At 63.0% G+C, this 22,401-nt stretch carries 23 protein-coding genes; 5 read left to right on the top strand and 18 right to left on the bottom strand.

The genetic code is table 11. From position 1 onward, the window contains the following. Positions 1 to 47: 47 nt before the first annotated feature. The 14 genes from RBH20_RS09425 to RBH20_RS09360 all read right to left on the bottom strand — a co-directional run bounded on the left by RBH20_RS09425 (position 48) and on the right by RBH20_RS09360 (position 13,721). Complete coding sequence (locus RBH20_RS09425; RefSeq protein ID WP_306707932.1) at positions 48 to 1,598, bottom strand: NADH-quinone oxidoreductase subunit N; 1,551 nt, start codon at positions 1,596 to 1,598, stop codon at positions 48 to 50. After that, positions 1,599 to 3,134, bottom strand: a complete 1,536-nt coding sequence (locus RBH20_RS09420) for a NuoM family protein (protein ID WP_306707931.1) — start codon at positions 3,132 to 3,134, stop codon at positions 1,599 to 1,601. Further along, the gene (gene nuoL, locus RBH20_RS09415; protein WP_306707929.1) at positions 3,135 to 5,228 is read right to left on the bottom strand and encodes an NADH-quinone oxidoreductase subunit L; all 2,094 of its coding nucleotides are present in this window, start codon (positions 5,226 to 5,228) and stop codon (positions 3,135 to 3,137) included. Between the two features lie 3 nt (positions 5,229 to 5,231). Next, positions 5,232 to 5,534 carry an NADH-quinone oxidoreductase subunit NuoK gene (gene nuoK, locus RBH20_RS09410; protein WP_014040788.1) on the bottom strand — a complete coding sequence of 101 codons (303 nt, stop codon included), beginning with the start codon at positions 5,532 to 5,534 and terminating at the stop codon, positions 5,232 to 5,234. Then, positions 5,531 to 5,929, bottom strand: coding sequence for a proton-conducting membrane transporter (locus RBH20_RS09405; protein WP_306707926.1), 399 nt, complete (start codon positions 5,927 to 5,929; stop codon positions 5,531 to 5,533). The genes nuoK and RBH20_RS09405 overlap by 4 nt, the downstream gene beginning before the upstream one ends. Next, the gene (locus RBH20_RS09400) at positions 5,926 to 6,195 is read right to left on the bottom strand and encodes an NADH-quinone oxidoreductase subunit J (protein WP_004518193.1); all 270 of its coding nucleotides are present in this window, start codon (positions 6,193 to 6,195) and stop codon (positions 5,926 to 5,928) included. The genes RBH20_RS09405 and RBH20_RS09400 overlap by 4 nt, the downstream gene beginning before the upstream one ends. Positions 6,196 to 6,489: 294 nt before the next feature. Further along, on the bottom strand, positions 6,490 to 6,951 hold the full coding sequence (locus tag RBH20_RS09395; RefSeq protein ID WP_004518194.1) for an NADH-quinone oxidoreductase subunit I: 462 nt from the start codon (positions 6,949 to 6,951) through the stop codon (positions 6,490 to 6,492). Positions 6,952 to 6,994: 43 nt separating this feature from the next. Beyond that, positions 6,995 to 8,038: a complex I subunit 1 family protein gene (locus tag RBH20_RS09390; RefSeq protein ID WP_306707918.1), complete on the bottom strand. Its 1,044-nt coding sequence runs from the start codon at positions 8,036 to 8,038 to the stop codon at positions 6,995 to 6,997. After that, entirely contained in the window at positions 8,038 to 9,720 is a 1,683-nt protein-coding gene (locus RBH20_RS09385; protein ID WP_306707915.1) for an NADH-quinone oxidoreductase subunit D, read from the bottom strand. Before RBH20_RS09385 ends, RBH20_RS09390 begins: the two co-directional genes overlap by 1 nt. Before the next feature lie 6 nt (positions 9,721 to 9,726). After that, a complete protein-coding gene (locus RBH20_RS09380; protein ID WP_306707913.1) occupies positions 9,727 to 10,419 on the bottom strand; it encodes an NADH-quinone oxidoreductase subunit B in 693 nt (230 codons plus the stop codon). After that, entirely contained in the window at positions 10,412 to 10,825 is a 414-nt protein-coding gene (locus RBH20_RS09375; RefSeq protein ID WP_306707911.1) for an NADH-quinone oxidoreductase subunit A, read from the bottom strand. The genes RBH20_RS09380 and RBH20_RS09375 overlap by 8 nt, the downstream gene beginning before the upstream one ends. A gap of 151 nt (positions 10,826 to 10,976) precedes the next feature. Continuing rightward, positions 10,977 to 11,627: an AIR carboxylase family protein gene (locus tag RBH20_RS09370; protein ID WP_306707909.1), complete on the bottom strand. Its 651-nt coding sequence runs from the start codon at positions 11,625 to 11,627 to the stop codon at positions 10,977 to 10,979. 46 nt (positions 11,628 to 11,673) lie between these two features. Further along, entirely contained in the window at positions 11,674 to 12,096 is a 423-nt protein-coding gene (locus tag RBH20_RS09365; RefSeq protein ID WP_306707907.1) for a hypothetical protein, read from the bottom strand. Positions 12,097 to 12,098: 2 nt separating this feature from the next. After that, on the bottom strand, positions 12,099 to 13,721 hold the full coding sequence (locus tag RBH20_RS09360; protein WP_306707906.1) for a uracil-xanthine permease family protein: 1,623 nt from the start codon (positions 13,719 to 13,721) through the stop codon (positions 12,099 to 12,101). Positions 13,722 to 13,846: 125 nt separating this feature from the next. On the opposite strand from RBH20_RS09360, the gene RBH20_RS09355 reads away from it, so the two are divergent. Together RBH20_RS09355 and RBH20_RS09350 are read left to right on the top strand one after the other, a co-directional pair. After that, on the top strand, positions 13,847 to 15,121 hold the full coding sequence (locus tag RBH20_RS09355; protein ID WP_306707904.1) for a HEAT repeat domain-containing protein: 1,275 nt from the start codon (positions 13,847 to 13,849) through the stop codon (positions 15,119 to 15,121). Positions 15,122 to 15,163: 42 nt separating this feature from the next. Further along, entirely contained in the window at positions 15,164 to 16,789 is a 1,626-nt protein-coding gene (locus tag RBH20_RS09350; RefSeq protein WP_306707902.1) for a phospholipase D-like domain-containing protein, read from the top strand. A 26-nt stretch (positions 16,790 to 16,815) separates the two neighbouring features. Here RBH20_RS09350 and RBH20_RS09345 read toward each other — a convergent pair whose 3' ends face one another. After that, entirely contained in the window at positions 16,816 to 18,729 is a 1,914-nt protein-coding gene (locus RBH20_RS09345) for a DHH family phosphoesterase (protein ID WP_306707900.1), read from the bottom strand. A 94-nt stretch (positions 18,730 to 18,823) separates the two neighbouring features. Here RBH20_RS09345 and RBH20_RS09340 point away from each other — a divergent pair, with 94 nt between their 5' ends. Further along, a complete protein-coding gene (locus RBH20_RS09340) occupies positions 18,824 to 19,321 on the top strand; it encodes a Mov34/MPN/PAD-1 family protein (protein ID WP_306707898.1) in 498 nt (165 codons plus the stop codon). Then, complete coding sequence (locus tag RBH20_RS09335) at positions 19,318 to 19,749, top strand: adenylyltransferase/cytidyltransferase family protein (RefSeq protein ID WP_306707897.1); 432 nt, start codon at positions 19,318 to 19,320, stop codon at positions 19,747 to 19,749. The genes RBH20_RS09340 and RBH20_RS09335 overlap by 4 nt, the downstream gene beginning before the upstream one ends. Here RBH20_RS09335 and RBH20_RS09330 read toward each other — a convergent pair whose 3' ends face one another. After that, positions 19,750 to 20,178 carry a hypothetical protein gene (locus RBH20_RS09330; RefSeq protein WP_306707896.1) on the bottom strand — a complete coding sequence of 143 codons (429 nt, stop codon included), beginning with the start codon at positions 20,176 to 20,178 and terminating at the stop codon, positions 19,750 to 19,752. It lies immediately after the preceding gene. A 205-nt stretch (positions 20,179 to 20,383) separates the two neighbouring features. On the opposite strand from RBH20_RS09330, the gene RBH20_RS09325 reads away from it, so the two are divergent. After that, positions 20,384 to 20,647, top strand: coding sequence for an ATP synthase subunit C (locus tag RBH20_RS09325; protein ID WP_306707894.1), 264 nt, complete (start codon positions 20,384 to 20,386; stop codon positions 20,645 to 20,647). A gap of 90 nt (positions 20,648 to 20,737) precedes the next feature. Here the strand turns inward: RBH20_RS09325 and RBH20_RS09320 are convergent, their stop codons facing one another. Continuing rightward, positions 20,738 to 21,898, bottom strand: a complete 1,161-nt coding sequence (locus RBH20_RS09320; protein WP_306707892.1) for a pyridoxal phosphate-dependent aminotransferase — start codon at positions 21,896 to 21,898, stop codon at positions 20,738 to 20,740. Next, positions 21,895 to 22,308 (bottom strand): 6,7-dimethyl-8-ribityllumazine synthase, encoded by a 414-nt coding sequence (gene ribH, locus RBH20_RS09315; protein ID WP_306707890.1) that lies wholly within the window; start codon positions 22,306 to 22,308, stop codon positions 21,895 to 21,897. Before ribH ends, RBH20_RS09320 begins: the two co-directional genes overlap by 4 nt. Positions 22,309 to 22,401 lie beyond the last annotated feature (93 nt).

The following is a 22,401-nucleotide window of genomic DNA, read 5'->3' as shown; positions in this document are numbered from 1 at the left end:
GCCGCTGTCGTATTGGACGAACGAGAGAAACGGAAGGCAGCCGTCTGTTACAGCAACTGTGCGGCCTGGAACGCGATTTCGGAGACGCGGTTGAAACCGGGGACGAGTAGCACCGTCACGATGGCGGCACCCACCACAGCGGTGTACAGCCCCATCGGGTACGACTCGATGGTCCGGCTGCCGGTCGGTTCCTCGATCCACATCGCCTTGACGACGCGAGAGTAGTAGTACAGGCTAAGCGCGCTGTTGATGATGAGCGCGGCGGCCAGTGACCACGCGCTGACGTTGAGCGTTGCCTGGAACAGGTAGAACTTCGAGAAGAACCCGCCGCCGATCGGCAGGCCAGCGAGGCTGAACAGGAACACCGTCATCGCCGCGCAGGCGACCGGCGCTTCCCTGCCGAGGCCGTTGTAGTCCTCGAAGCGGCGACCGACGCCCCAGTACTCGGCCAGCGCAATGAACAGGAATGCGCCCGTGTTCATGAAGCCGTAGACGAGCAAGTGGGACATCCCCGCACTCATGCTGAAACTCAGCCCTTCGCCGGAGCTGGACACGGCGGCGAGTCCGATGAGGACGTAGCCAGCGTGGCCAATACTGGAGTAAGCCAGCATTCGCTTGACCGTCTCCTGAGTCGCAGCGGCGAAGTTCCCGATGAACATCGTCGCGATGGCGAGGATCTGGAACGCCATCACCCAGTTGATCGCCCCGCCGGCGGCGAGCAGGTCACCGATGGGGAACGCAACGGCGAACGCGCGGAACGCCAGCACGAAGCCGGCGGCCTTCGACGCCGAGGAGAGGAACGCCGAGATTGGCGCTGGTGCGCCCTCGTATGCCTCGGGGGCCCAGAAGTGGAACGGCACGGAGGCGGTCTTGAATGCGACGCCGCCGATAATCATCAGGATACCGACGCCGAGGATAGCCATCGGGACGGCAGGGTCACCGGACTGGGCCTGTATCGACCCGTCGACGATGGTCTGGACCGTGCCACTGGAAATAGCCGTCGCGACGCCGTCAAATCGAAGCACACCGGTCGCAGCGTACACCAGCGAGATACCGTAAGCCAGCACCGCCGAGGACACTGCGCCGATGAGGAAGTACTTCAGCCCCGCCTCAACGCTTCCCTTGTTCTCCTTGAGGAAGGCAACGAGCGCGTAGGACGGCAGTGACACCAGTTCGAGTGCGACAAAGGCCGTTGCCAGGCTGTTGGTCGCACTAAGGAGACTCATCCCAGTCGCGGACAGCAGGACCAGTGCGAAGAACTCGGCCTGGTAGCTGTGTTCAGCGATGTAGTCGTAGCTCGCGAGCACGACCAGCGTCGTGACGCTACCGACGATGGCCATGAAGAACAGGGCCATCTGATCGACGACGAGCTGGTTGTTGAACAGTGCGACGCCAGTGCTATCGGCGATCCCGGTTCCGGCGGTGATGAACCACCCGGCGAACCCGAAGGAAAGCAGGGAGCCGAGCACCGAGATACCGGCCAGCAGCCCCGTGTTCGTCGAGTCCGGGTTAATCGAGTCCGCTAGCAGCAGCACTAAGGAGGCGAGGCCCAGCGAGAGCGCCGGGGCGAGCGCCATCCAGTCAGGGAGTGCGACCATCTATGCACCACCTCCGATTTCGAGAACTGGTGATATCGAGTCCTGTATCATGGCAAAGGAGAGGTCCGGTGCGACACCGAGTGCGATGACTAGCAGGAGCAACACGGCCAGCGGCGCGACATCGTGGAACGCGGCCGGGCTGACCTCGTAGTCCGTCTCCAGATTGAAGCCACCGAACAGCGTGCGCTGCATGGCCCACAGCAGATAGCCGGCGACAATGACGATGCCGAACATCGCCAGCGAGGTCAGTACCGGTGCAGCCCCACCGAGCGTCGGCGCGTTGAACGAACCCTGGAAGATGAAGTACTCCCCGGCGAAGCCGGCCATCAGCGGCAGGCCCATGTAGCCGAAGGCGGCGGCGACGAAGATGCCGACCGTCCAAGGCATCCGGTCCGCGAGGCCGGACATATCGCCGACCATGCGCGTGTGCGTCGTGTTGTAGATGACACCGACAGCCATGAACATCAGCCCCGAAATGAGGCCGTGGGCGATCATCTGGAAGGTCGCCCCGCCCATGCCATAGGGCGTGAACGCGACGAGACCTAAGATGACATAACCCATCGACGAAATCGAGGAGTAGGCGACGATGCGTTTGAGGTCGCGCTGTGCCAGCGCGAGCATTGCGCCGTAGATAACGCTGACAACGCCGATAATCGCCAGCGGAACCGCGAGCTGACGGGCCGTGTCAGCGAGCATCGTGAAGTTGAACCGCAGCAGTGCGTAGGTCCCCATCTTCAGGAGGACGCCGGCCAGCATGACCGACACCGGCGTCGGGGCTTCGACGTGAGCGTCAGGGAGCCACGTGTGCAGCGGGAAGACGGGCACCTTCACTGCGAACCCGAAGAACATCAGGATGAAGGAGATGGTCATCAGGTTCACGCCGGCGATGGTCGGGAGTCCGCTTGCGGTACGGAACGCCTCGGCCATCGCGGGCAGGGACAGCGACGTGAGGTCAGTGCTGAACACGAGCGCGAACAGGCCCGCGAACATGACCAGCGACGCCACGTTCGTGTAGACGAAGAACTTGATCGCGGCGTACTTCCGGCGCGGGCCGCCCCAGATACCGATGAGCAGATACATTGGGATGAGGACGCCCTCCCAGAAGACGAACCAGAGGAAGAAATCGAGCGCGGAGAACACGCCGATGAGGCTCACTTCCATGAACAGCATCAGTCCGTAGAACTGGGACTGGCGCTCGTCGATAGGCGTCCACGCGGACACGATGGCGAGCGTCGTCAGGACCGTCGTCAGCGCAAGCAGCGGCATGCTAATGCCGTCGAGGCCGACGTAGTACGACACTTCCAGTTCACCCAGCGTGATCCATGGGATCTGCTGGCCGAACGCGATGTCAGCGGGTGACAGGAGGGCATTCCCCGTGCCGCCGTACTGCGTGAGGTACACCCAGTACATGTAGATGCTACCGAGCGCCGGCACCGCACTGACGGCTGCGGCGAGCTTTCCGGCGTACCGGTCAGGCGAGAGGAACACGAGCCCGGTTCCCAGCAGGGTCACAAGCAGGAGCGCGGCGACCCACATCTAGAACCACCCTCCCATGACGCCAAAGGCAGCAAGCAAGAGCACGAGTCCAAGCGTCAGCAGCGTCGCGTAGTTGCTGACGACGCCGGACTGGATGCGTCGGATGCGGCTGCCGCCGAACAGGCTCACGCTGGAGATGCCGTTGACGACACCGTCAACGACACCCTGGTCGAACTTGTTCATCACACGGGCGAGCGGGTAGGTGACACCCGTCGCGAGCCACACCTGATATTCGTCCTGATAGTAGTTGTGCATGAGTAGCGTCTTCAGACCGCCAAGCTTGTCGGTATGCTCGACTGGGTCGGCACCGGCATAGAGGCTCCGCGCGACGAGCACGCCAGCAAGTGCGAGAGCCAGCGAAACCCCCGCAGAGGCGAGCAGCGTCGTTGTCTCACCGAGCGGGTAGCCCGCTGCAACGTGAGCCACGTCGTGCAGGAGCGTCTCGTAGTGGTGCAGTCCAGTGTTGAGCGCCGCGGGCCAGCCACCCTCTTCAGGGCCGTTGAGCCACACGTGCAGGAAGTCGATGTGCGCACCGGTCAGTTCCGCGACGGGCTTCATGTTGATGAACCCGATCGTCGTGGCGAGGATGCCAAGCACCGTCAGCGGGCCCTTGACGTTCCAGCGGACTGGCTCGGGGTCACGTGCGGTGTCCGAGCGCGCGTCGCCGTGGAAGGTCAGGTACACCATCCGGAAGGTGTAGAAGCCGGTGAAGAACACGGCCAGCAGCCCCATCGCGTACGCGGCGAGGTAGACCGTGCCGAGGCCACCCTCAGTGCCGAAGCCGTGGATGAGTGCCTCGTACAGCACCTCGTCCTTGGACCAGAAGCCGGCGAACGGAACAATACCGGCCAGTGCGAGCGAGCCGGCGAGGAACGTCCAGTAGGTCACCGGCATCCGATCTTTCAGACCGCCCATGTCCCACATGTTCTCGTTGTGGTGCATGGCGATGATGACCGACCCTGCACCGAGGAACAGCAGCGCCTTGAACACGGCGTGGGTCGTCAGGTGGAAGACCGCGGCCACGTAGCCACCCGATCCCAGCGCGAGCATCATGTATCCGTACTGCGAGATAGTGGAGTACGCGAGCACTTGCTTGATTTCCTGTTTGACCAGGCCCATCGTTGCCGCAAACAGTGCGGTGAAGCCGCCGATAAGAGCGATGACGGCCAGTGCCGTCGGCGAGAGCGCGTAGAAGCCGTACATACGCGCGACGAGGTACACACCGGCTGCGACCATCGTCGCCGCGTGAATCAGCGCTGAGACCGGCGTCGGACCTTCCATCGCGTCGGGTAGCCACGTGTGCAGCGGGAACTGCGCGGACTTGCCGACAACGCCGCCAAGCACGAGGAGGCCGAGCACGGTGAACCAGGCCTGTGGGCCCATGCCGACCGTCTCCAGCATCGCGATGCCCTCAACCTCGCCCTCAACGATGGCGTGTTCGGCCAGCATCGGGAAGCTCTCGGCGACCACTTCGCCGCCCTGCGTAATCGGGGCGAACAGGCCAGTCCCGAACGTAGCGAAGATGCCGACGACGCCGATGAGGAAGAAGTAGTCACCGAAGCGGGTGACCAGGAACGCTTTCTTCGCGGCGCTCGGCGGGCCATCCTGACGGAACCAGAAGCCGATGAGCAGGTACGAACACAGGCCCACCAGCTCGAAGAACATGAACGCCATCAGGAGGTTGTTGGCGACAACAAACCCGAGCATACTTGCTGTGAACAGGCCGAGTCCGGCGTAATAGCGCGGGAGGCCAGTCTCGCCCTCGTCGTTCATGTAGCCAAGTGAGAATATGTGGACGAGGAACGAGATGAGACAGACGATAAGCAGCATGAGCGCCGACAGCGGGTCAAGTAGCAGGCCGAAGTTCAGCCGGAGTGACTCGACGCTTGCGGTCCACGTGTACAGCATCTCGTTGTGGACTTCACCGCCGGCCACTGTCAGCGCGACCCAGATCGACAGCAGGAGCGATCCACCCGTCGCGGTGATGCCTGCGAGCGCGCCGCCTTTCGGCATGCGGTCGCCGGCAAACAGCGCGACGAGGAACGATACAAACGGCAGCAGGACAATCGCCGGAGCGTATGTGAATGCAGCCATCTGTTACCACCTCATCGTCGTCGCCTTCGTCACGTCCACGTCTGAGAAGTTGCGGTACAGGACCAGGACGATACCGATCCCGATGGCGACCTCCGCGGCGGCGAGTGCCATCGTGAACAGGCTGAACACCTGGCCGGTGAGGTTCCCGTGTTGCAGTGAGAACGCGACGAGGTTGATGTTCGCAGCGTTCAACATCAGCTCGACGGACATCAGGAAGATGAGCGCGTTCCGTCGGGTGAGGATGCCGAACAGGCCGATACAGAATATGGCCGCCGACAGGAGGAGATACGTTTCAGCCGGAATCACGAGTCGTCACCTCCCGGACCACCGTCAGCGGCAACGGCCATGTCGTCGTCGTCCGTGGTTTCGACACCGAGTGTTACTGATTCGCCAGCGACTTCGCGTCGGGCGAGCATGACGGAGCCGACAAGTGCGGCCACCAGCACGATGTCGATAACCTCGAACGCGACAAGGAACCCTTCACCGGGAACGGCCGTCTCACCCTTGCCCATAATCACGCCCGGGGCGATATCGAACATCGCCGCGCCGAGGCTCTTGGTTATTGCCGCTCCCTCACCGAAGCCCGCTGGCGCGGGAAACGAGACGCCCATGAACACTGCACCGAGGACGACGAACAGGGCGATTGCGGCCAGTCCCGCGACGAAACTCCCCTCCGTCTGTAGTTCGGGCTTTGTGGTCATGGTGTCACCTCGATCACCGACTCGTCCTCGCGGGTCAGCATCACCGCGAAGGTGATGAGAATGAGGACGCCGCCGACATACACCAGGATCTGCATCGTTGCGACGAACGCCGCCTGGTTCATGACGTAAAACACTGCGACGCTGATAAGGGACACGCCCAGTAACAGCGCCGAGTGCCAGACGTCCCGGACTAACACGACGCCCGCAGCGCTGCCCACTGTTACGATAGCGAACAGCGCGAACGCAATTGACTCTGCCAGTGCCATCTTACTTGGAGACTCTTTGCGGCGTCCCTTTGAAGATTCCTCTTTCGTCTCGCCAGTAGAGCCACTGTTTGCCGGTATGGACTCTATATTTCGGGGCACTCCCGTCTTACGTGCGAACATATATAAGAAAACAATCATTTTCGGTGCCGCGTACTGTCACACCACTCTCGAATCGACACTGGAAAGCCAATCTCCTTGAGCGGATGCGGCTGTTCTGTGGAAGTCCGCGCTAGTAAGAACAGAGCAGTCGCTTCGAGTGCATTGATACAAACCCGCTGAAAATCCGTCGAAGGATTACTGGTAGTCGACTTCGCCGTCGCCCTCGCCGATCCACGCGCCCCGGTCGGGTTCGCGTGACTCCAGTGGGTCGATATCCTTGTACCACGGCACGTTCTTGAGTTGTTCCTTGTCGTAGGCGAACTCGTCTTTCGTGTCCGCAGTGAACTCGAAGTTCTGGGTCAGCAGGATCGCGTCGGTCGGGCAGACTTCCTCGCACAGCCGGCAGTAGATACACTGGCCGATGTGGAGGTTGTACTGCTCACCGTTGCGCTGCTCGTCCATCACGATCTGGATGGTGTTGTTCGGGCAGACGTTCTCACACTGCCGACACCAGATACACCGCTCTTGGCTCCACTTGTGGACGCCGCGGAAGCGGGGGCTCACCTCGGGGGCGACGTCCGGGTACTCCACCGTGAACGTCTCCCCGTCGAGGGCGTGTTTCATCGTCGTCGCCATTGATTTCAGGATTCCAATCATGACAGGTCTCCTCCAGTCGCTCGTGGGTCGGTTCGCGTGGCCGTCATTGGACGGTCACCCCGACGATAACCGCGGTCAGCAGCAGGTTCGCCAGCGAGAGCACCAACATTCCCTTCCAACCGATTTCGATAAGCTGGTCGATCCGGACGCGCGGGACCGCCGAGCGGGCCCACTGCGTGAACAGGAAGACGCCCCAGATCTTGATGAGGAACCAGACGATGCCCGGCAGAACCGGACCGGCCGGGCCGCCGAGGAAGATCGTGGCGATGATCGCCCCACCGAGGAAGATGTGGATGAACTCCCCGAGGTAGACGAGCACGAAGTACACCGAGGAGTACTCGGTCTGGTAGCCGGCGACAATCTCGGTCGGTGCTTCCGGGATGTCGAACGGATTGCGGCCGACCTCTGCGAGGTTCGCAATCATGAACAGCACGAACGCGAAGGGGTTCACGAACGCGTACCACGACGGCAGCGGACCGATCAGCGACTGCTGCTGGGCCGCGACGATCTCGCTCATCTGGAGCGAGCCGGCGAAGATGACGACCGACGCGCCCGTCAGGATGAGCGGGATTTCGTAGGCGAGGTTTTGCGCGACAGCACGCAGCCCGCCGAGGAATGAGTACTTGTTGTTCGATGCGTAGCCGGCCATTACCAGACCGATGGAGGCCATCGAGGCCGTCGCAAACACGTACGCTAGGCCGACCTCGGGGTCGGCGAGCTGGATGCCGTTCCCCATCGGGATAACAGCGAACCCGAGCAGCGCGGTGCTAGCAATGATGAGCGGCGCGAGGTCCCACGCCGGCCGGTCGACGCCTTCGGGAACGATGAGTTCCTTCGAGAGCAGGCGGACGGCGTCGGCCACGATGATGAACAGCCCGTAGGGGCCGATACGGTCGACAGCGATGCGGTCGGTGAACGCGGCCGTAATTTTTCGCTTCGCCCACGGACCAGCAAGCGCCGTGTTCGTCATCATGAGCGTCCCAATGAGCCCCGCGCCGATGAGGCTCATCACGATCATCACGGCCGTGCTGTTGGGGTCAAGCCCAAGCAGGTTCGCGAGCGTTTCCGGTAACGGCGCCGACTGCATTACCGGTCCACCTCCCCGAGTACGATGTCGAGGCTCCCGAGCGAGGCGATCATGTCAGGGATGTATTCGCCCTGAGACATCTCCGGCAGCGTCTGCAGGTTCGAGAAGCACGGACTGCGGATCTTGAACCGCGCCGGCTTGTCTGTCCCATCTGAGCGGATGTAGATGCCGAGTTCACCCTTCGCGCCCTCGACAGAGCGGTAGATCTCCTTGTCGGGGTCCGGGCGGAGCGTCCGCGGGACGTTAGCCTGAATCTCGCGGTCGTCTTCCGGCCACTGCTCCAGCAGGTCGACACACTGCTCGATGATGCGGGCCGACTCCTCGACCTCACGAAGGCGGACGAGAACACGACTGAAGTTGTCGCCGCCCTGCTCGGTGACGACGTTCCAGTCGAGTTCGTCGTAGTAGCCGTATGGGTCGTCCCGCCGGATGTCGTAGTCGACGCCAGAGCCGCGTGCCACGGGACCGGTTGCGCCGTACTGCTTGACCTGCTCCGGGGAGAGGACGCCGGTGTCGACACACCGCATCTGGAAAATCTCGTTACCGGTGACGAGGTCGTGGATCTCTTCGAGCTTGTGCGGGAGATCGTCGAGGAAGTCGCGGATCTTCTCGAAGTACTCCTCGCGAGGCTCTGGCAGATCCCAGGCAACCCCGCCCAGTCGGAGGTAGTTGAACATCAGCCGCTGGCCGGTCAGATCTTCGAGCAGGTTCTGGACGATTTCGCGGTCGCGGATCCCGTACTGGAAGACTGCGGTGAAGTCACCGAACACGTCCAGCGCGAACGTCGCCAGTGCGAGTTCGTGCGAGGCGATCCGGCACATCTCTGCCGCCATCGTCCGGATGACCTGTGCGTATTCGGGAACCTCGATATCCGCGAGGTCCTCGGCAGCGCGCGCGTACGCCCACTCATTGAGAATGCCAGCGGAAATGTAGTCCCATCGGTCGGGGTACGGCATGATCTGATGGCGGTAGGTTCCCTGCTGGCACATCTGCTCCTCACAGCGGTGCAGGTAGCCGATATCGGGTTCGAGGTCGGCGATCTGCTCGCCGTCAAGCACCGTCTCGACGTGGAGCACGCCGTGGGTTGCCGGGTGGTGCGGACCGATATTGACGAACATCGTGTCCGGGTCGTCCTCGCTGCGCTTGTCGTCTTCCAGCGGATTCGCGTGCTCTCGCAGCGAGACGATCTGTGGCTGGTCCTGATTGTAGTCTTGGCTCAGGGGGTGGCCCTGCCAGGTCTCGGGCAGCAGGATGCGCCGGAGGTCCGGGTGGTCGTCGTAGTCGATGCCGACCAAATCGTAGGCCTCTCGTTCATGCCAGTCTGCGGTGTCATAAACGCGAGCGGCCGACTCGTTGTGCGGATCGTCTTTCGGTGAGGGGACGACAATCGACAGCTCCTGTGTCGGGTCGTTGTACTTCCGCAGGTGGTAGATGGATTCGTACCGGTCGTCGTACTCCTGTGCTGTGACACAGGCGCAGTGGTCGAACCCAGCTTCCTCTTTCAGCGTTGAGAGGACGTCCTGAACCTCGTCGGGACGGATAACGAACCCCTCGGCGTTGACGTGCTCCTCACGGTCGAGGACGTGGCCCCCGAGCAGGTCCGCAAGCGCGTCGTAATCGAGGCCGTCCTCGGTGACTCCGACGTCAAGCGCCGTATCGCGTGATGGTTTTTCTAAACTCATGGCAAGTTAGGGGGAGTCGTTCCAGTTGTACCGCATAACGAGGTCTTCCTCGTCGATTTCGCTAGCGAGCTTGTCCACAAGCTCGTCCTGTTCGAGATCGCCGAACTGCTCCAGTTCATAGGGTTTGACCGTCACTGGCGAGGACTCGCCCTCAGCGATGCGCTCTTGCAGCTTGGCGACGCCGTAGATGAGTGCCTCGGGGCGTGGCGGACAACCCGGCACGTGGATGTCGACCGGGATGACCTCTTCCGCGCCCTTGATGACGTTGTATCCTTCCTGGAACGGGCCGCCGGAAATGGTACAGGAACCCATCGAGACAACGAACTTCGGCTCGGGCATCTGGTCGTAGACGCGCTTCATCCGCGGCGCGAACTTCGAGACGATGGTCCCCGGAATGATAATGACATCTGCCTGACGCGGGGACGCACGCGGCACCCCTGAACCGAAGCGGTCGAGGTCGTGCTTGATCGCGTAGGTGTGGATCATTTCGATGCTACAGCAGGCGATCCCGAACTGTAGCATGAACATCGAGGAGCCCCGGACCCAGTTCATGAACTTGTCGAACTTGGTCAGGATGAACGGCGTCGACCCGAACGCCTCGCGTAGCGTCGAGTTGAAGCGGTCGTCGGCCCCGTCACCCATGCGGGCCTCTTGTGTCGATACGTCTTCGACGGCCGGTGGTGTTTGGTCACTACTCATATGTGTCTGCCCCCTTCGTGGCGCGCGGACTGCGCACCCACTGAACTGCGCCGTTACGCCAGGCCCAACCGAGTCCGATGGCGAGAATCGCGATGAATACGACCATCGGTAGCAGTGCCGTGGTCATCCCGAACTCAGCGGCTGCGTCGCTGTAGATGACCGTCCACGGGAAGATGAAGACGGTCTCGATGTCGAAGACGACGAACAGCAGCGCGACCATGTAGTACTGGATATTAAACTTGATCTGTCGACTGCTGCCAGTCGGCACTTCACCGGACTCGTAGGTGGTGCGTTTGCCTTGTTCCGGCACGCTGGGCCGCAAGAGGCTCGAAACTGCCATCATCGTCACTGGGATGGCTAGCGCCACGACCGCGAGCGCGCCGATGGCGATCCATGGATTACTCATTCCGGTATCTCCTATCGTCTGCCGGTTAGGAGTACTCGCATATAAGGGTTCATTGTTCGGTTTTTCGGTCCTGCAGGTCTTTAAGAGCCGACGCGCTTTCGGATGGAAAGTTATCTGCATCCACCTCCCTGGGTGTGGCGCCCCTCGGGTATCACTCGTCCCAGTATTCGCGTTTGAATCCGGGCGTCCCGAGTTCGTGGAGGTCACGTGACGCCTCGCCGACATCGGTCTGGAGCCCCTCGTGGTACGAGACAAGCCGGTCACAGAGTTCGTCGTGCTGCCGCGCGAGAATCTGTACCGCTGAGAGCGCAGCGTTGAACGACTTGCCGGCGTCGACTGCCGTGATCGGCGCGCCCTGTGGCATCCCGATAACCGAGTCGACGGATTTCTCCTGCACTGGGACCCCAATGACCGGCAGCGGGTAGGCGATGCTGGCGGTCATGTTCGGCAGGTCTGCGGACTTGCCACCAGCGCCGGCGATAATCACGTCGATGCCGCGCTCGGCGGCCGTCGCTGCGTAGGCGTACATCAGGTCGGGCGTCCGATGGGCCGAGCAAACGAACGTCTCGAAGGTGAAGCGGCTCTCAGGCGCGTCGGTGTAGTCCGTCTGTTCCTCAAAGCCGAGTTCGTCGGCGAGCGCCGCGTAGGCCCCCGGTCGCTTACCCTGCCCGCCTGCCATCGTCGGTAGATCTGAATCCGATCCCATGATGATGCCGACATCGGGCGTTAGGTCGTTCGGTCGGTCCATCTCGGCCTCTTCGTGCAACTGGTCAATAAGCGACTGCACGTTGTCTGCGGACATACAACCGACTGGAACGGGGACCGGGGTAAGTGTAGGCGATTTCCGGTCAGTCGGCCAGCGCCGCTTCCAGTTCGGCAAGTAGTGCCTGTGGGTCCGCAGGGAAACACTTGAGCGGGTCGGTACGACCGGTGACCTGTATCCTGAGTGCGTACCGCTTGCGGTAGGTGAGTGCGAGGCTGACAGCACCAGCGACAGCGAAGGCCCCGCCGAGGAGGATGGACCGGTCGAGTGACAGCAACCCGAAGCCGACTAGCGCGACGCTCATCACCGCAAGAAACCAGTCGATGTCTTGCAGACTCACCTCGACTACGTCGTCGAGATCAACGACCATCGGCTCGTCACCACGGTCAACTACAAGACGGTCAACACCGATGATGACAGTCCCGCCGGTTCGGAGCGTGCCGGCGTACCGCTCGTCGCTAACAAGCGGTGTGGTGTCCCCGGTCGTGCCGTCGCTGTCGTTGTCCACGGTCAGTCGTCGCTCACTGCGGCCGGGCGGTCGCTGTCGCGGCCGCGGATACGGTCTAGCGCTGAGACGTATTCATTGTCATCTTCGGTGAGCGCGACCCAGGCTGCGAGTCCGCGCTCCTCGCGGGTCCCTGGCACGGTGTTGTCGAGGACGAAGGCAACGATGCCACCGACGACCATCCCGGTCCCGCCCATGACAAACAGCGTGGTCGCAACCACATCGGTCCCGAGTACGCCTCCAAGGACCGGGACAGCTGCCAGACCCTGCTGGAGGGCTGTCGAGCCGCCGACATCCATCCCCTGCCCGACCTGACTCATATACTCGGGCACTGCGAGGCCGACGAAGAGTGCGAAACCGACAATGAAGACGTTTCGGTTAGCATCGAGGTCAACGTATTTGAGCTGTGAGAGCCCGACTGCGGCGATCTGCCCGAACATGACGATATAGAGGCCACCGATAATCGGCGACGGGATGGTCGCGAACAGCTGGCCCGCCGGTCCGAAGTATCCGACCAGAATCATCACCGCCGCACCGATTTGCACGACGTATCGGGAGGCGACGCCGGTGATAGCGATTGCGCCAACGTTCTCAGTGTACGACGTACAGCCGTTACCGGTGCCCATAATGCCGGCAAACACATTGCCGACCCCCTCCATCCCGATACCGTCGTTGATTCGGCTGCTGTTCGGCGCACCGCGGCCGGCGATGCGGGCAACGGAGTGGTAGTCACCGAAGCTCTCGACAACAGAGGCGAGCATCCCGGCAAACATCCCGACGATGAAGCCCGGCGTGAACTGCGGGAGCCCCCACTGGAACGGGTAGATCGGCTGGACCAGCGGGGCGCTCGTGACAGAACCGAGCGAGACGTAGCTGACCGAGCCCGGGGTGAAGACGCCAGTGACCGAGAGGATAGCCGCGACGGTCCACGCAAACAGAATACCCAGAAGCACGGGAAAGAGCTTGAACGCGCGGTGGCGTCGGTCGAGGTACTGCGAACACGCAATAATCGAGAGCATCGTCAGCCCAAGCAGCCACCAGTTCTGCCCGGTCCCGGGGTCGCCGAAGTTCGGGTTCGCAATCTGTGGAACGTTAAACAGCGCTAGTCCAATAAGCGCGATGACCGGTGCGATAACGATCGGGCCGACATATCGCTTCAGCTTTCCCATGAGGCCGCTGTAACCGATCACCACTTCAACGATGCCGGCGACGATGACAGCCCCCTGTAGTTCGACGAGCATGGTCTGCCAGTTCGCGCCCTGCTGGGCTAGCACGCCAATGATGGCCAGCCCGGGCGCAAGCATCGAGAACGTCCCGCCCTGAACGATCGGATATCTGTTCCCGAGCGTCGTCTGGGCGAGCGTCGCGATACCCGAGACGACGAAAAACGTCCCGATGAGACGGCCGACCTGGTCCGGCGCAGCCTCAAACATCCCCATCGCACCCGCGAGTCCGAGCGGGATCGCGACGGACGCGCCGATCATCGTCAGGTAATGCTGGACGCCGAGCAGTATCGCTTGCTTTCGCGGCGGCTTGTCGTCAATGCCGTACTCGACGAAGCCGGCGGTTTCCGGTTCCTCCGGTGTGGTCGCGCTCTGGCCGTCATCGGGCGGTGTCGCGTCAGTCATGCTCGCTACCCATGGCACTGCAACTCCCGATACATATTCTTTGCTCGTTGGGCCGGCGCCGACGGGACGCAGCCGCTCGCCTCGAAAGGAAAACGCTCTTGGCCCGCTCCGACACAGTCTTGGACATGAGCAACGGGGACGACGAGGCTGACGCGTCGGACGACGCCGAGGCAGCAGATGAGATCGACGTGACCGCCGAAGAACTGGAATCGCGTCTCACGGAGGCCGGCGACGCGCTAGAGGCCGCAGAGACCGAGGCCGACCTCGACGACGTCGAGTCGTCCCTCGACGACATCGAGAGCGACCTCAAAGCCGCCGACCTGCCCGAACCCGACGAGGACGACGACGAAGCCGAAGACCCCCGCGAGGAACTGGAGTCCCAGTTGTCGGACCTGCGCGACGACCTTGACGAACAGCGCGGCCCCTATGCCGATGACGTGGTCGCTATCGTTTCTGACGCAGCGGATACCGTCACCGACAGCGAGTGGACCGACGACGGCGAGGGTGAAGCACAGGAAGCCGTCGAAACGTTCCTCGACGAAAGCGCCGAGTTCGTCGACCACAACGCCGACACGAGCGGCGATTTCGTCGCTGCCGGGGATGCGCTGAATACAGTCGCCGACGCCATCGAAGCGGCAAACCTCGACCCTGACGAGGATACGGAAACTATCGAAGGACTCCTCGAAGCGGCGGAAGCGCTGGAAACAGGGCTGGACGAAGCCGAAGTCTGGGACGACCTCACGGTACAAGAGCAACTCGACGCCCGCGGTTTCTACGACATCCTGACCAACGAGAACCGGAAGGACTTCCCGCCGGAGTGGAACGCCGCGAAGCTCCACGCTGAGGAGGGCGATTTCGAGCAGGTCCTGTTCGCCTACGACAAACTCGGGTCAGAGTTCTTCGACGGGTACATCGTTGACCTCCTGTACAACCTCGGGAGCGACGCCGAACCGGCCTTCGACGCGATGCACCAGCGCGCACAGAAACGCGACAAGGGGCCAATCGAGGTGCTGGGGAAAATCGGCGACGAGCGCGCAACCGAGACGCTGCACGACTACATCGACGGTGACGGCGACCCCGCGCTCCAGAAAGTCACGCTGCGCGCACTGGGCGCTATCGGCAGTGCGGAGTCGGTCCAGCCGGTCGCCAATCGTCTCGACGCCGACAGCGAGGAGGTCCGATCGGTCGCGGCCCGCGCCCTCGGCCTGCTCGGTGATACCCGCGCTATCGAGCCGCTCGGCGACATACTCAAATCCGACGACAGCGATTCCGTTCGCGCCTCCGCCGCGTGGGCGCTCCGACAGATCGGAACCGAAACGGCGCTCGATGAAGCTGCCCGCTACACGGACGACCGTGCCTACATTGTCCAAGCCGAAGCGGAAAAGGCAGCCAGCGCCTGAAGCAGGGTACCTTTTTATACGAGCGGGCGGCCAGACGGCCCGATGCGGTCGCTCGCCCCACTTGTCTGTTGCGTGTTTGTCTTCGCCGCGATAAGCCCATGTATCGCCACTGGTCAGGCGACTTCAGCCGTAACACCAACCAGAGGTCCCACAGAACCGTCGATCCATGCAGTGTATCCGGACCCCGTCGCCGGCGGCGATGAGGGGGAGTTCGTCGTCCTTGACATCCCCGTCGGGACCGATATCAGGCAGTACACCATTACCGACGGCGCCGGTACTGCAGGTGTTCCGAACACCACTGCCCGCGGGCGCGTCGTCCTCTCGACGGCACCGAACCGGACGCGAAAGCTCACCAACTGGCCGGTCGTCGGCCTCGACGGACATCTTGCACTGGCAAACGGCGGTGAGCGGGTTCACCTTCAGCGTGCTAATCAGACTGTCGACGCCGTCCGGTACACCGAGGCCGTCGAGGGGGAACTCGGCATAGTGAACGGATCGGTTATCCGCTGGCGGCCGCTGGGTGCGACGGACCGCCCGGTCGTAAGGGCCGCCGGTGGTGAGGTCCGCGCGTTCGCGCTGCCGGATACACCTGCTGCTCCGATTCGGCCGATACGAAACGCGGACGAGCGGGTATACTTGGCCGGGTACACCCTCTCCTCGACAAGGGTCGCCGACGCACTTATCGCCGCCCAGCTCCGCGGTGCGACGGTTCGCGTCCTGCTTGAGGGCGAACCGGTCGGCAGCCGCACCGCCGCAGAGGCCAGCACCCTTGACCGACTGGCCGGGGCCGGCGTCTCCGTCCGGGTGATGACAGGTCCACGTACCAGATATCGCTACCACCACGCGAAGTACGCCGTCGCCGACGGGCGGGCCGTCGTGCTGACGGAGAACTGGAAGCCCGCCGGCACGGGCGGCAACAGCAGCCGCGGCTGGGGGGTGGTCACGGCACAGCCACGAGTCGTCGACGGGCTGAATCAGACGTTCCAGTCGGATACCGGCTGGCAGGACAGCAAGCCGTGGGGAGAGTACCGTCAGGGCCGACAGTTCGAGCGGGCCGAGACAGCGACCGGGACGTATCCGACTGAATTCCGGGCTGAATCGGTGCCCGTTCAGCGGACGGACCTCTTGATTACCCCGGACAACGCCCAGGGTGAACTCGTCACGACGATAGACGGCGCGGACGACTCCATTGACGTCATCCAGCCAACGGTCGGAGACTGGAACAGCCCACTCCTCCGGGCGCTCCGTCGAGCCGCGTCGCGTGGCGTCGAGGTCCGCCTACTGCTGAGTGACGCGTGGTACGTCCGCGAGGAGAACACGCAGACAGCACAGCGGTTTCGAGAGTGGGCCGACCGTAACGAGGCGCCGCTGACGGCGAAAGTGGCGGACCCCGACGGTCGCTACGAGAAGATTCACGCCAAGGGCGCTGTCGTCGATGACGAACAGGTCATCGTCGGCAGTCTCAACTGGAACGAACAGGCAGCGACAGCCAACCGCGAGGTCGTATTGGTGCTTCACGGGGGCGACGCAGCCGACTATTTCGGCGCTGTCTTTGCTGCCGACTGGGACGCCGGCGACTTTGACATGCCGGTCGGGGCACTCGTGGCCCTACTCGGTCTTCTCGTAGTCGCCGGGTTCGCCGCTCGTCGGGTTTCGTTCGAAGCGTAGAAAACGGATATTGTGTGGCGAGCAGCTTACACTTCTTCGGGCAGCGCCGTCGAGCTTCCGAGTTCTTCGTCGATCTCGGCCTCGGCCATCTTCTCGACGAGAGCGTCGATGACTGACTCGCGGCGGCCCTTGACGAACTTGATGGAGCCGACAACGAGGTGACCGCCGCCGGAGACACCGCCGCCGTCGATCTCCTCGCTGAGCTCGGTGACCATCCGCGGGATGTCCAGACGGACGCCGTCGGAGCGCAGAACGGCGAAGTCCGGACCGTAGCCGATGGTGATCACGGGGTCGCCAGTTTCCGCTACCTTCCGGTCGTGGATTTCGCCCGTCGTCTTGCCCGGCGCGGGGTAGGTAAAGCGGTGGGCGTGGTTCTCCACGTCAATTGTGTAGAGGTGCGCGCCGTTGTCGAGGCGCTCGTGGTCCACGTGGCTCATGGCGGCGTCGAGCTGGTCTTCGACGTCGCGCTCGGCCCGCTCGGCCAGGAAGTCGACGACTTCCGCGTGGCGGTCGCGGTCGTCACAGTCGACGTTCAGCACGTCGGTGATGAGCTGTTCGCCGGAGTTGTAGCGTAGCCAGTGAGTCGCGTAGTCAAGCGCCTCGCCGATGTCGCGAAGGTCGCTCTCGTCGTAGCTCTTCTCGCCGGCGAGGTCGATGTAGTCCCGCATCGCCTCGGCTTCCGAACGGTCCGAGAGGCCGGCGACGGCGGGGACGTGCGTGAGGTCCTCGGTGAGGTCGGGGTCGATCATCCGGGCGAGTTCGACACACAGCATTCCCGTCGTGATACGGTAGTCCTCGTCGTGGAGGTACGGGTTGACGTGTTGCTCAATGAGTGGCTCGACAGCCTCGGGGTCCGGATGGTGGTGGTCGACGACGACAACCGGGATGTCGTAGTGCCGAAGGTTACGGTAGGCCGGCGTGTCTTCCTCAGTGGAGCCGTTGTCGAGCATCAGCAGCATCGGGAGCTTCTGCCCGTGTCGGGTGCGGTCCTCCAATGCGAAGTTGAGGTCCCGGGTCACGTCCTCCATCTCGTAGTAGGGGGCCTTGCTCGGGAGGCGCTTGAGGAGGTGCTGGGGCGCGCTGGCATCTTCGTATTGGGAGGCGATAAACGACTCCAGTGCGACCTGCAGCGGGACACTCGCACAGAGCCCGTCACCATCGGCGTGGTGACGCATGCGGATCGGTCGACCCGAGAGCACCGTCTTTCGGAGTTCCGTCGCAACTTCCCGGAGGTCATCCCACAGCTTCTCGAAGGCGGGCCACTCGACCAGCGGCTCGACGTCAGCTGGTTCGGCGGCTTCGGCCAGTGCGGCGTCGAGGTCGCTCTCGACGGCGGCAGCTTCCTCGCCGTCGAGGACTGTCAGCGATTCGGCTTCGATCTGCAAGCCGTCGTCACGCTCCTCTGCGCGCCCGGAGATGCGGACAATATCGTCGATTTCGACGTCAGGGTGTGCCCTGACGCCTGCCTCTTCGAAGGCGGCACACGGGACGATGCCGGTTTCGTCACGGACTTGGAACACGGTGGGGCCGCCGGTCTGTTTGATCTGGACGACCTGGCCCTCGATGATGACCGTCTCACCAGTCGCATCGTCAAGGTCGGCGACGGTGGTCGCGTTGCCGTGGGCAACACGCTGTTCCTCGTAGTCTGCGACCCGTACTTCTTCGAAGCTCAGATCGCCATCGGGGCGGATCTCGCCGAGTTCGACGATGAGGTCGTCGCCCACGTCGTACTGGCCCAGGAGATTAGAGTCGTGAACGAGCCCGGAGACAGCATCGGAGAGATCGACAAACACGCCGTATTCGACGGTGCCGTTGACAGTTGCGTGGTACAGTGCGCCTTCTTCGAGATCATCGGACGTACATTGGTCCGCAAGATCGTAGACGATGGTCCCGCCGTCGGGGACCGTCGCACCGTCACCGGTGCCAGTTGGCGAAGACATTTGTCAATCCTTCGGTGCTCCCCCGTTTGTACTCTTCGGAATCCGCGGAGGGACGAACACAACGCGTAAAAAGCGTCCGACCCGACAGCGTGGTATGGGGTTGTTCCGAACGAGCGGGATACTCGGGATCGCGGAGTCTGCACTCGAGTTCGCGCTCGCAGCCTCCGAGGAGGCCCATCCCAACGAGTATATGGGCTTTCTCCGGGGCGATGACGCCAGCAAGCTCGGGCTCGACGACGACGGCACCGTTCTGACCGATGTTCTGGTCATTCCGGGGACAGAGTCGAACCCGGTCAGTGCGACCGTCAAGACGAGCATGGTTCCAAACGATATGCGAGCGGCGGGGTCGATTCACTCGCACCCGAACGGTGTCCTCAAGCCCAGCGACGCGGACCTTGCGACGTTCGGTCGCGGCGACGTCCACATCATTGTCGGCTACCCGTACGGCCGCGATGACTGGAAGGCGTTCGACAGCGACGGGACAGCGGTCGACCTTCCGGTACTCGATGTGGAGCCGCCGGAGGAGTCCTTTTTCGATTTCGACCAGGCTGATATCGACGCCGAGCTACGCGAGGAGGAGTTCGATCAGTGACCCGCGTTGTCGCGCAGGGAACGTTCGATATTCTGCACCCGGGCCATGTCCACTACCTGCAGGACGCCGCCGACATGGGCGATGAACTGCACGTCATCGTGGCCCGCTCGGTCAACGTCACGCACAAGGAGCCGCCGGTCGTCCCGGACGAGCAACGCCGAGAGATGGTCAGCGCACTCAAACCGGTCGACGAGGCACACTTGGGGCATCCAGAGGACATCTTCGTCCCCATCGAGCGAATCGAACCGGACATCATCGCACTGGGATACGACCAGCACCACGACGACGAGCAACTGGAAGCGGCGCTGTCCGCCCGTGGAATCGACTGTGAGATCCGCCGGGCCAGCCCGCTGGAAGCCGAGGCGGCTGACCGGCTCCTGTCGACTGGCCGGATTATCGACCGGATTCTCGACGAACGTAGCGAGTGATTACGCTTCAACGGTGACCGTCGCCTCCGAGACGACGCGCTCGTCCGAGGTATCCGTCCCGGCCTCGACCGCCAGCATGTACTCACCGGGTGTCGCACCGTCCGGGACGGCGACGGCCAAGCTGCCGGTCACCGAGTCAGCGATAGGGTCCCAGACGAGTTCCGGCGGATAGGATTCCCGCACGGCAGTCGGCTCCGGCTCGAAGTCCTCGTGTGTCACCTGCCAGCTCTCGGGAATCTCGGCCAGTTGCCAGGTCAGGACGCCGACCGACGAAGCCTGTACCTCGATGTTCGCCGTCTTGCCGGGCGCGGCAGTCGCGTCTCCCGCTTCGATAGTGAGACCCCCATCCGACCCGCCGCCAGGAGTTCCACAGCCGGCTAGACAGATCGTTCCGGCTGAGAGGACAAGCACCGCTCTCCGGGTTCGCATACCGGCTGTTCCAGCGGCCGAGTGAAAACGGTTCGCACGGGGTCGATCCGGAAGCGCGTCCGGTTCAAGTGTTCAGAGACGGTCCGCGTAAAAACTGTGTATCTGTGTTTATTCTCCGGCAGTCACTGTAAAAGACGACCATGAATACCGGGGGATGGAATCCATCGGGTTCGTGATTTCCGCCGCCGCCGAACGGCAAACTGCCATGTCAGCCACTACAGGCGCAGTCGTGTTACAGACTGGCGGGCCCGCGATATCCGCCGAGGCCGCCAGCTACCTCGCCGGGGGACTCGCGGCCCTTGCTGTCGGGTTAGCGGCGCTGGGTTCCGGGTTCGCCGAGCGCGGTATCGGTGCGGCGGCGGGTGCCATCGCTGAGGACCCCGACATGTTCGGACGAGGGCTCATCCTCACAGTACTGCCCGAGACGCTCGTCATCCTCACGCTGGTGACAGTGTTCGTCGTAACGTAGCAAAACTACCAACCCTACAGTCCGTCCCACTTTTTTGGCTTGGACGGTTCCGGTACCGAACGTCGACGAGGGCAAGTCGTGACGGGCCGCTTAGATGAGGTCGGCCTCGGCCAGCCGGTCGACGGCTTCCTGCAGCCGCTCCTTGCTGTTGGCGTAGGAGATACGGGCGTAGCCGGGGGTTCCGAACGCGGTCCCTGGGACGGTAGCTACCTGTGCCTCCGAGATAGCTTGGTCACACCACTCGGTATCGTCGCCATCCGGCGCGATTTCAGGCATCATGTAGAACGCGCCCTGCGGCTCAGGGACGTGGACGCCGTGGTCCTCGAACAGGCCCATGAGGAACTCGCGGCGCTCAGCGAAGGCCTGGCGCATCTCCTCGACGGCGTCGTCGGTGTTCGTAATGGCCTCGACGCCGGCGTGCTGGACGAAATTAACGGCACAAGAGACGGAGTGGGAGTGGACCTTGCCGGCCTGTGAGACGAGTTCTTCCGGGGCCGCGAAGTACCCCAGCCGCCAGCCGGTCATCGAGTAGGCCTTCGAGAAGCCGTTGAGGGTGATGGTCCGGTCTTCCATGCCCTCAAGCGTGCCCAGCGAGACAGCTTCGACGCCGTCGTAGGTAATCTCCTTGTAGATCTCGTCCGAGATGACCGTGATATCGTGCTCGACGGCGAGGTCGCGAACGCCCTCCAGCGCCTCGCGGGAGTACACCGCGCCGTGGGGGTTACCCGGTGAGTTGACGACGAGCAGTTCCGTCTCGTCGGAGACGGCATCGGCGAGGTCGTCCAGCGCGCCTTCGAGCTGGAAGTCGTGGGCGGCAGTGTCGACACGGGTCAGCGTCCCGCCGGCGAGTTTCGCCATCGCTTCGTAGGACACCCAGGCCGGATCGAGCAGGGCGACCTCGTCGCCGTCATCGATGATGGTCTGGAAGATTTCGTACAGCGCCTGCTTGCCGCCCGGCGTGACGATGAGGTTGTCCGGGCCGTACTGAGTGAGGCCGTCGTCGTGGAGACTGTCGGCGATGGCTTCCTTCAGTTCGGGAATGCCGTTGGAGGACGTGTAGCCAGTGTGGCCGGCGTCGAGTGCGTCCTTGGCGGCGTCTTTGATGTTTTCCGGCGTGTCGAAGTCTGGTTCGCCGACGCTGAGGTCGACAACGTCCTTCCCCTCGGCTTCGAGTTCTGCGGCCTTGTTGCTGATCGCGAGGGTCGCGCTCGGTTCTACACGTTCGACGCGGGATGCGAAGTCCATAGTCATTGTTCGAGTTCAGTGGCGAGTTCGATTGCGCTCCGGACGGCTGAGGCCCCCTTGTCGGTTCGGGCCTCGGCCTCGTCTTGGCTCATGCCCGGGCCGATAATGCCCAGTGTGACGGGGGTATCGCGGTCGAGGGACACGTCGGTCAGCCCCTGCGCAGCGGCGTTGCCGATGATCTGATCATGGTCGGTGTCGCCGCTGATGATCGCGCCGAGGACGGCCACGGCGTCGATATCCGACCGGCGCGCCAGCCGGTCGGCGGCCAGCGGCGTGTCGTAGGCCCCCGGGACATCGACTGACGCAGCAATCTCAGCGTCATTGTCGGCAGCGGCCTCGTAAGCCCCGTGCTCCATCTCTTCGATAACGGCCCCGTGTTTGTCATACTGGGCGACAACCAGCCCAAGCTGCACCATACCTGACACCCGGGCAGGGGCGACTAAAGAACTACCGTTCCGTCTCGCTCTCCGCAGCGCCCTCCACAGTCTGTCAGTCCGACAACAGCTGTT

Origin of the sequence: Haloarcula sp. H-GB4 (assembly GCF_030848575.1) — an archaeon.
Classification (GTDB): Archaea; Halobacteriota; Halobacteria; order Halobacteriales; family Haloarculaceae; genus Haloarcula.
The sequence above is the reverse complement of the archived record's forward strand: the minus strand, read 5'-3'. Positions and strand labels throughout refer to the sequence as shown.

What these genes read in the sequence shown, in the direction of transcription:
- RBH20_RS09355 (WP_306707904.1), top strand. Translation starts at nt 13,847, where the DNA reads ATGAGCAACGGGGACGACGAGGCTGACGCGTCGGACGACGCCGAGGCA.
- RBH20_RS09380 (WP_306707913.1), bottom strand. Translation starts at nt 10,419, where the DNA reads ATGAGTAGTGACCAAACACCACCGGCCGTCGAAGACGTATCGACACAA.
- RBH20_RS09340 (WP_306707898.1), top strand. Translation starts at nt 18,824, where the DNA reads ATGGGGTTGTTCCGAACGAGCGGGATACTCGGGATCGCGGAGTCTGCA.
- RBH20_RS09375 (WP_306707911.1), bottom strand. Translation starts at nt 10,825, where the DNA reads ATGAGTAATCCATGGATCGCCATCGGCGCGCTCGCGGTCGTGGCGCTA.
- RBH20_RS09385 (WP_306707915.1), bottom strand. Translation starts at nt 9,720, where the DNA reads ATGAGTTTAGAAAAACCATCACGCGATACGGCGCTTGACGTCGGAGTC.
- nuoL (WP_306707929.1), bottom strand. Translation starts at nt 5,228, where the DNA reads ATGGCTGCATTCACATACGCTCCGGCGATTGTCCTGCTGCCGTTTGTA.
- RBH20_RS09400 (WP_004518193.1), bottom strand. Translation starts at nt 6,195, where the DNA reads ATGGCACTGGCAGAGTCAATTGCGTTCGCGCTGTTCGCTATCGTAACA.
- RBH20_RS09360 (WP_306707906.1), bottom strand. Translation starts at nt 13,721, where the DNA reads ATGACTGACGCGACACCGCCCGATGACGGCCAGAGCGCGACCACACCG.
- RBH20_RS09395 (WP_004518194.1), bottom strand. Translation starts at nt 6,951, where the DNA reads ATGATTGGAATCCTGAAATCAATGGCGACGACGATGAAACACGCCCTC.
- RBH20_RS09390 (WP_306707918.1), bottom strand. Translation starts at nt 8,038, where the DNA reads ATGCAGTCGGCGCCGTTACCGGAAACGCTCGCGAACCTGCTTGGGCTT.
- RBH20_RS09330 (WP_306707896.1), bottom strand. Translation starts at nt 20,178, where the DNA reads ATGCGAACCCGGAGAGCGGTGCTTGTCCTCTCAGCCGGAACGATCTGT.
- RBH20_RS09325 (WP_306707894.1), top strand. Translation starts at nt 20,384, where the DNA reads ATGTCAGCCACTACAGGCGCAGTCGTGTTACAGACTGGCGGGCCCGCG.
- RBH20_RS09425 (WP_306707932.1), bottom strand. Translation starts at nt 1,598, where the DNA reads ATGGTCGCACTCCCTGACTGGATGGCGCTCGCCCCGGCGCTCTCGCTG.
- RBH20_RS09320 (WP_306707892.1), bottom strand. Translation starts at nt 21,898, where the DNA reads ATGACTATGGACTTCGCATCCCGCGTCGAACGTGTAGAACCGAGCGCG.
- RBH20_RS09370 (WP_306707909.1), bottom strand. Translation starts at nt 11,627, where the DNA reads ATGTCCGCAGACAACGTGCAGTCGCTTATTGACCAGTTGCACGAAGAG.
- RBH20_RS09350 (WP_306707902.1), top strand. Translation starts at nt 15,164, where the DNA reads ATGCGGTCGCTCGCCCCACTTGTCTGTTGCGTGTTTGTCTTCGCCGCG.
- RBH20_RS09345 (WP_306707900.1), bottom strand. Translation starts at nt 18,729, where the DNA reads ATGTCTTCGCCAACTGGCACCGGTGACGGTGCGACGGTCCCCGACGGC.
- ribH (WP_306707890.1), bottom strand. Translation starts at nt 22,308, where the DNA reads ATGGTGCAGCTTGGGCTGGTTGTCGCCCAGTATGACAAACACGGGGCC.
- RBH20_RS09405 (WP_306707926.1), bottom strand. Translation starts at nt 5,929, where the DNA reads ATGACCACAAAGCCCGAACTACAGACGGAGGGGAGTTTCGTCGCGGGA.
- RBH20_RS09420 (WP_306707931.1), bottom strand. Translation starts at nt 3,134, where the DNA reads ATGTGGGTCGCCGCGCTCCTGCTTGTGACCCTGCTGGGAACCGGGCTC.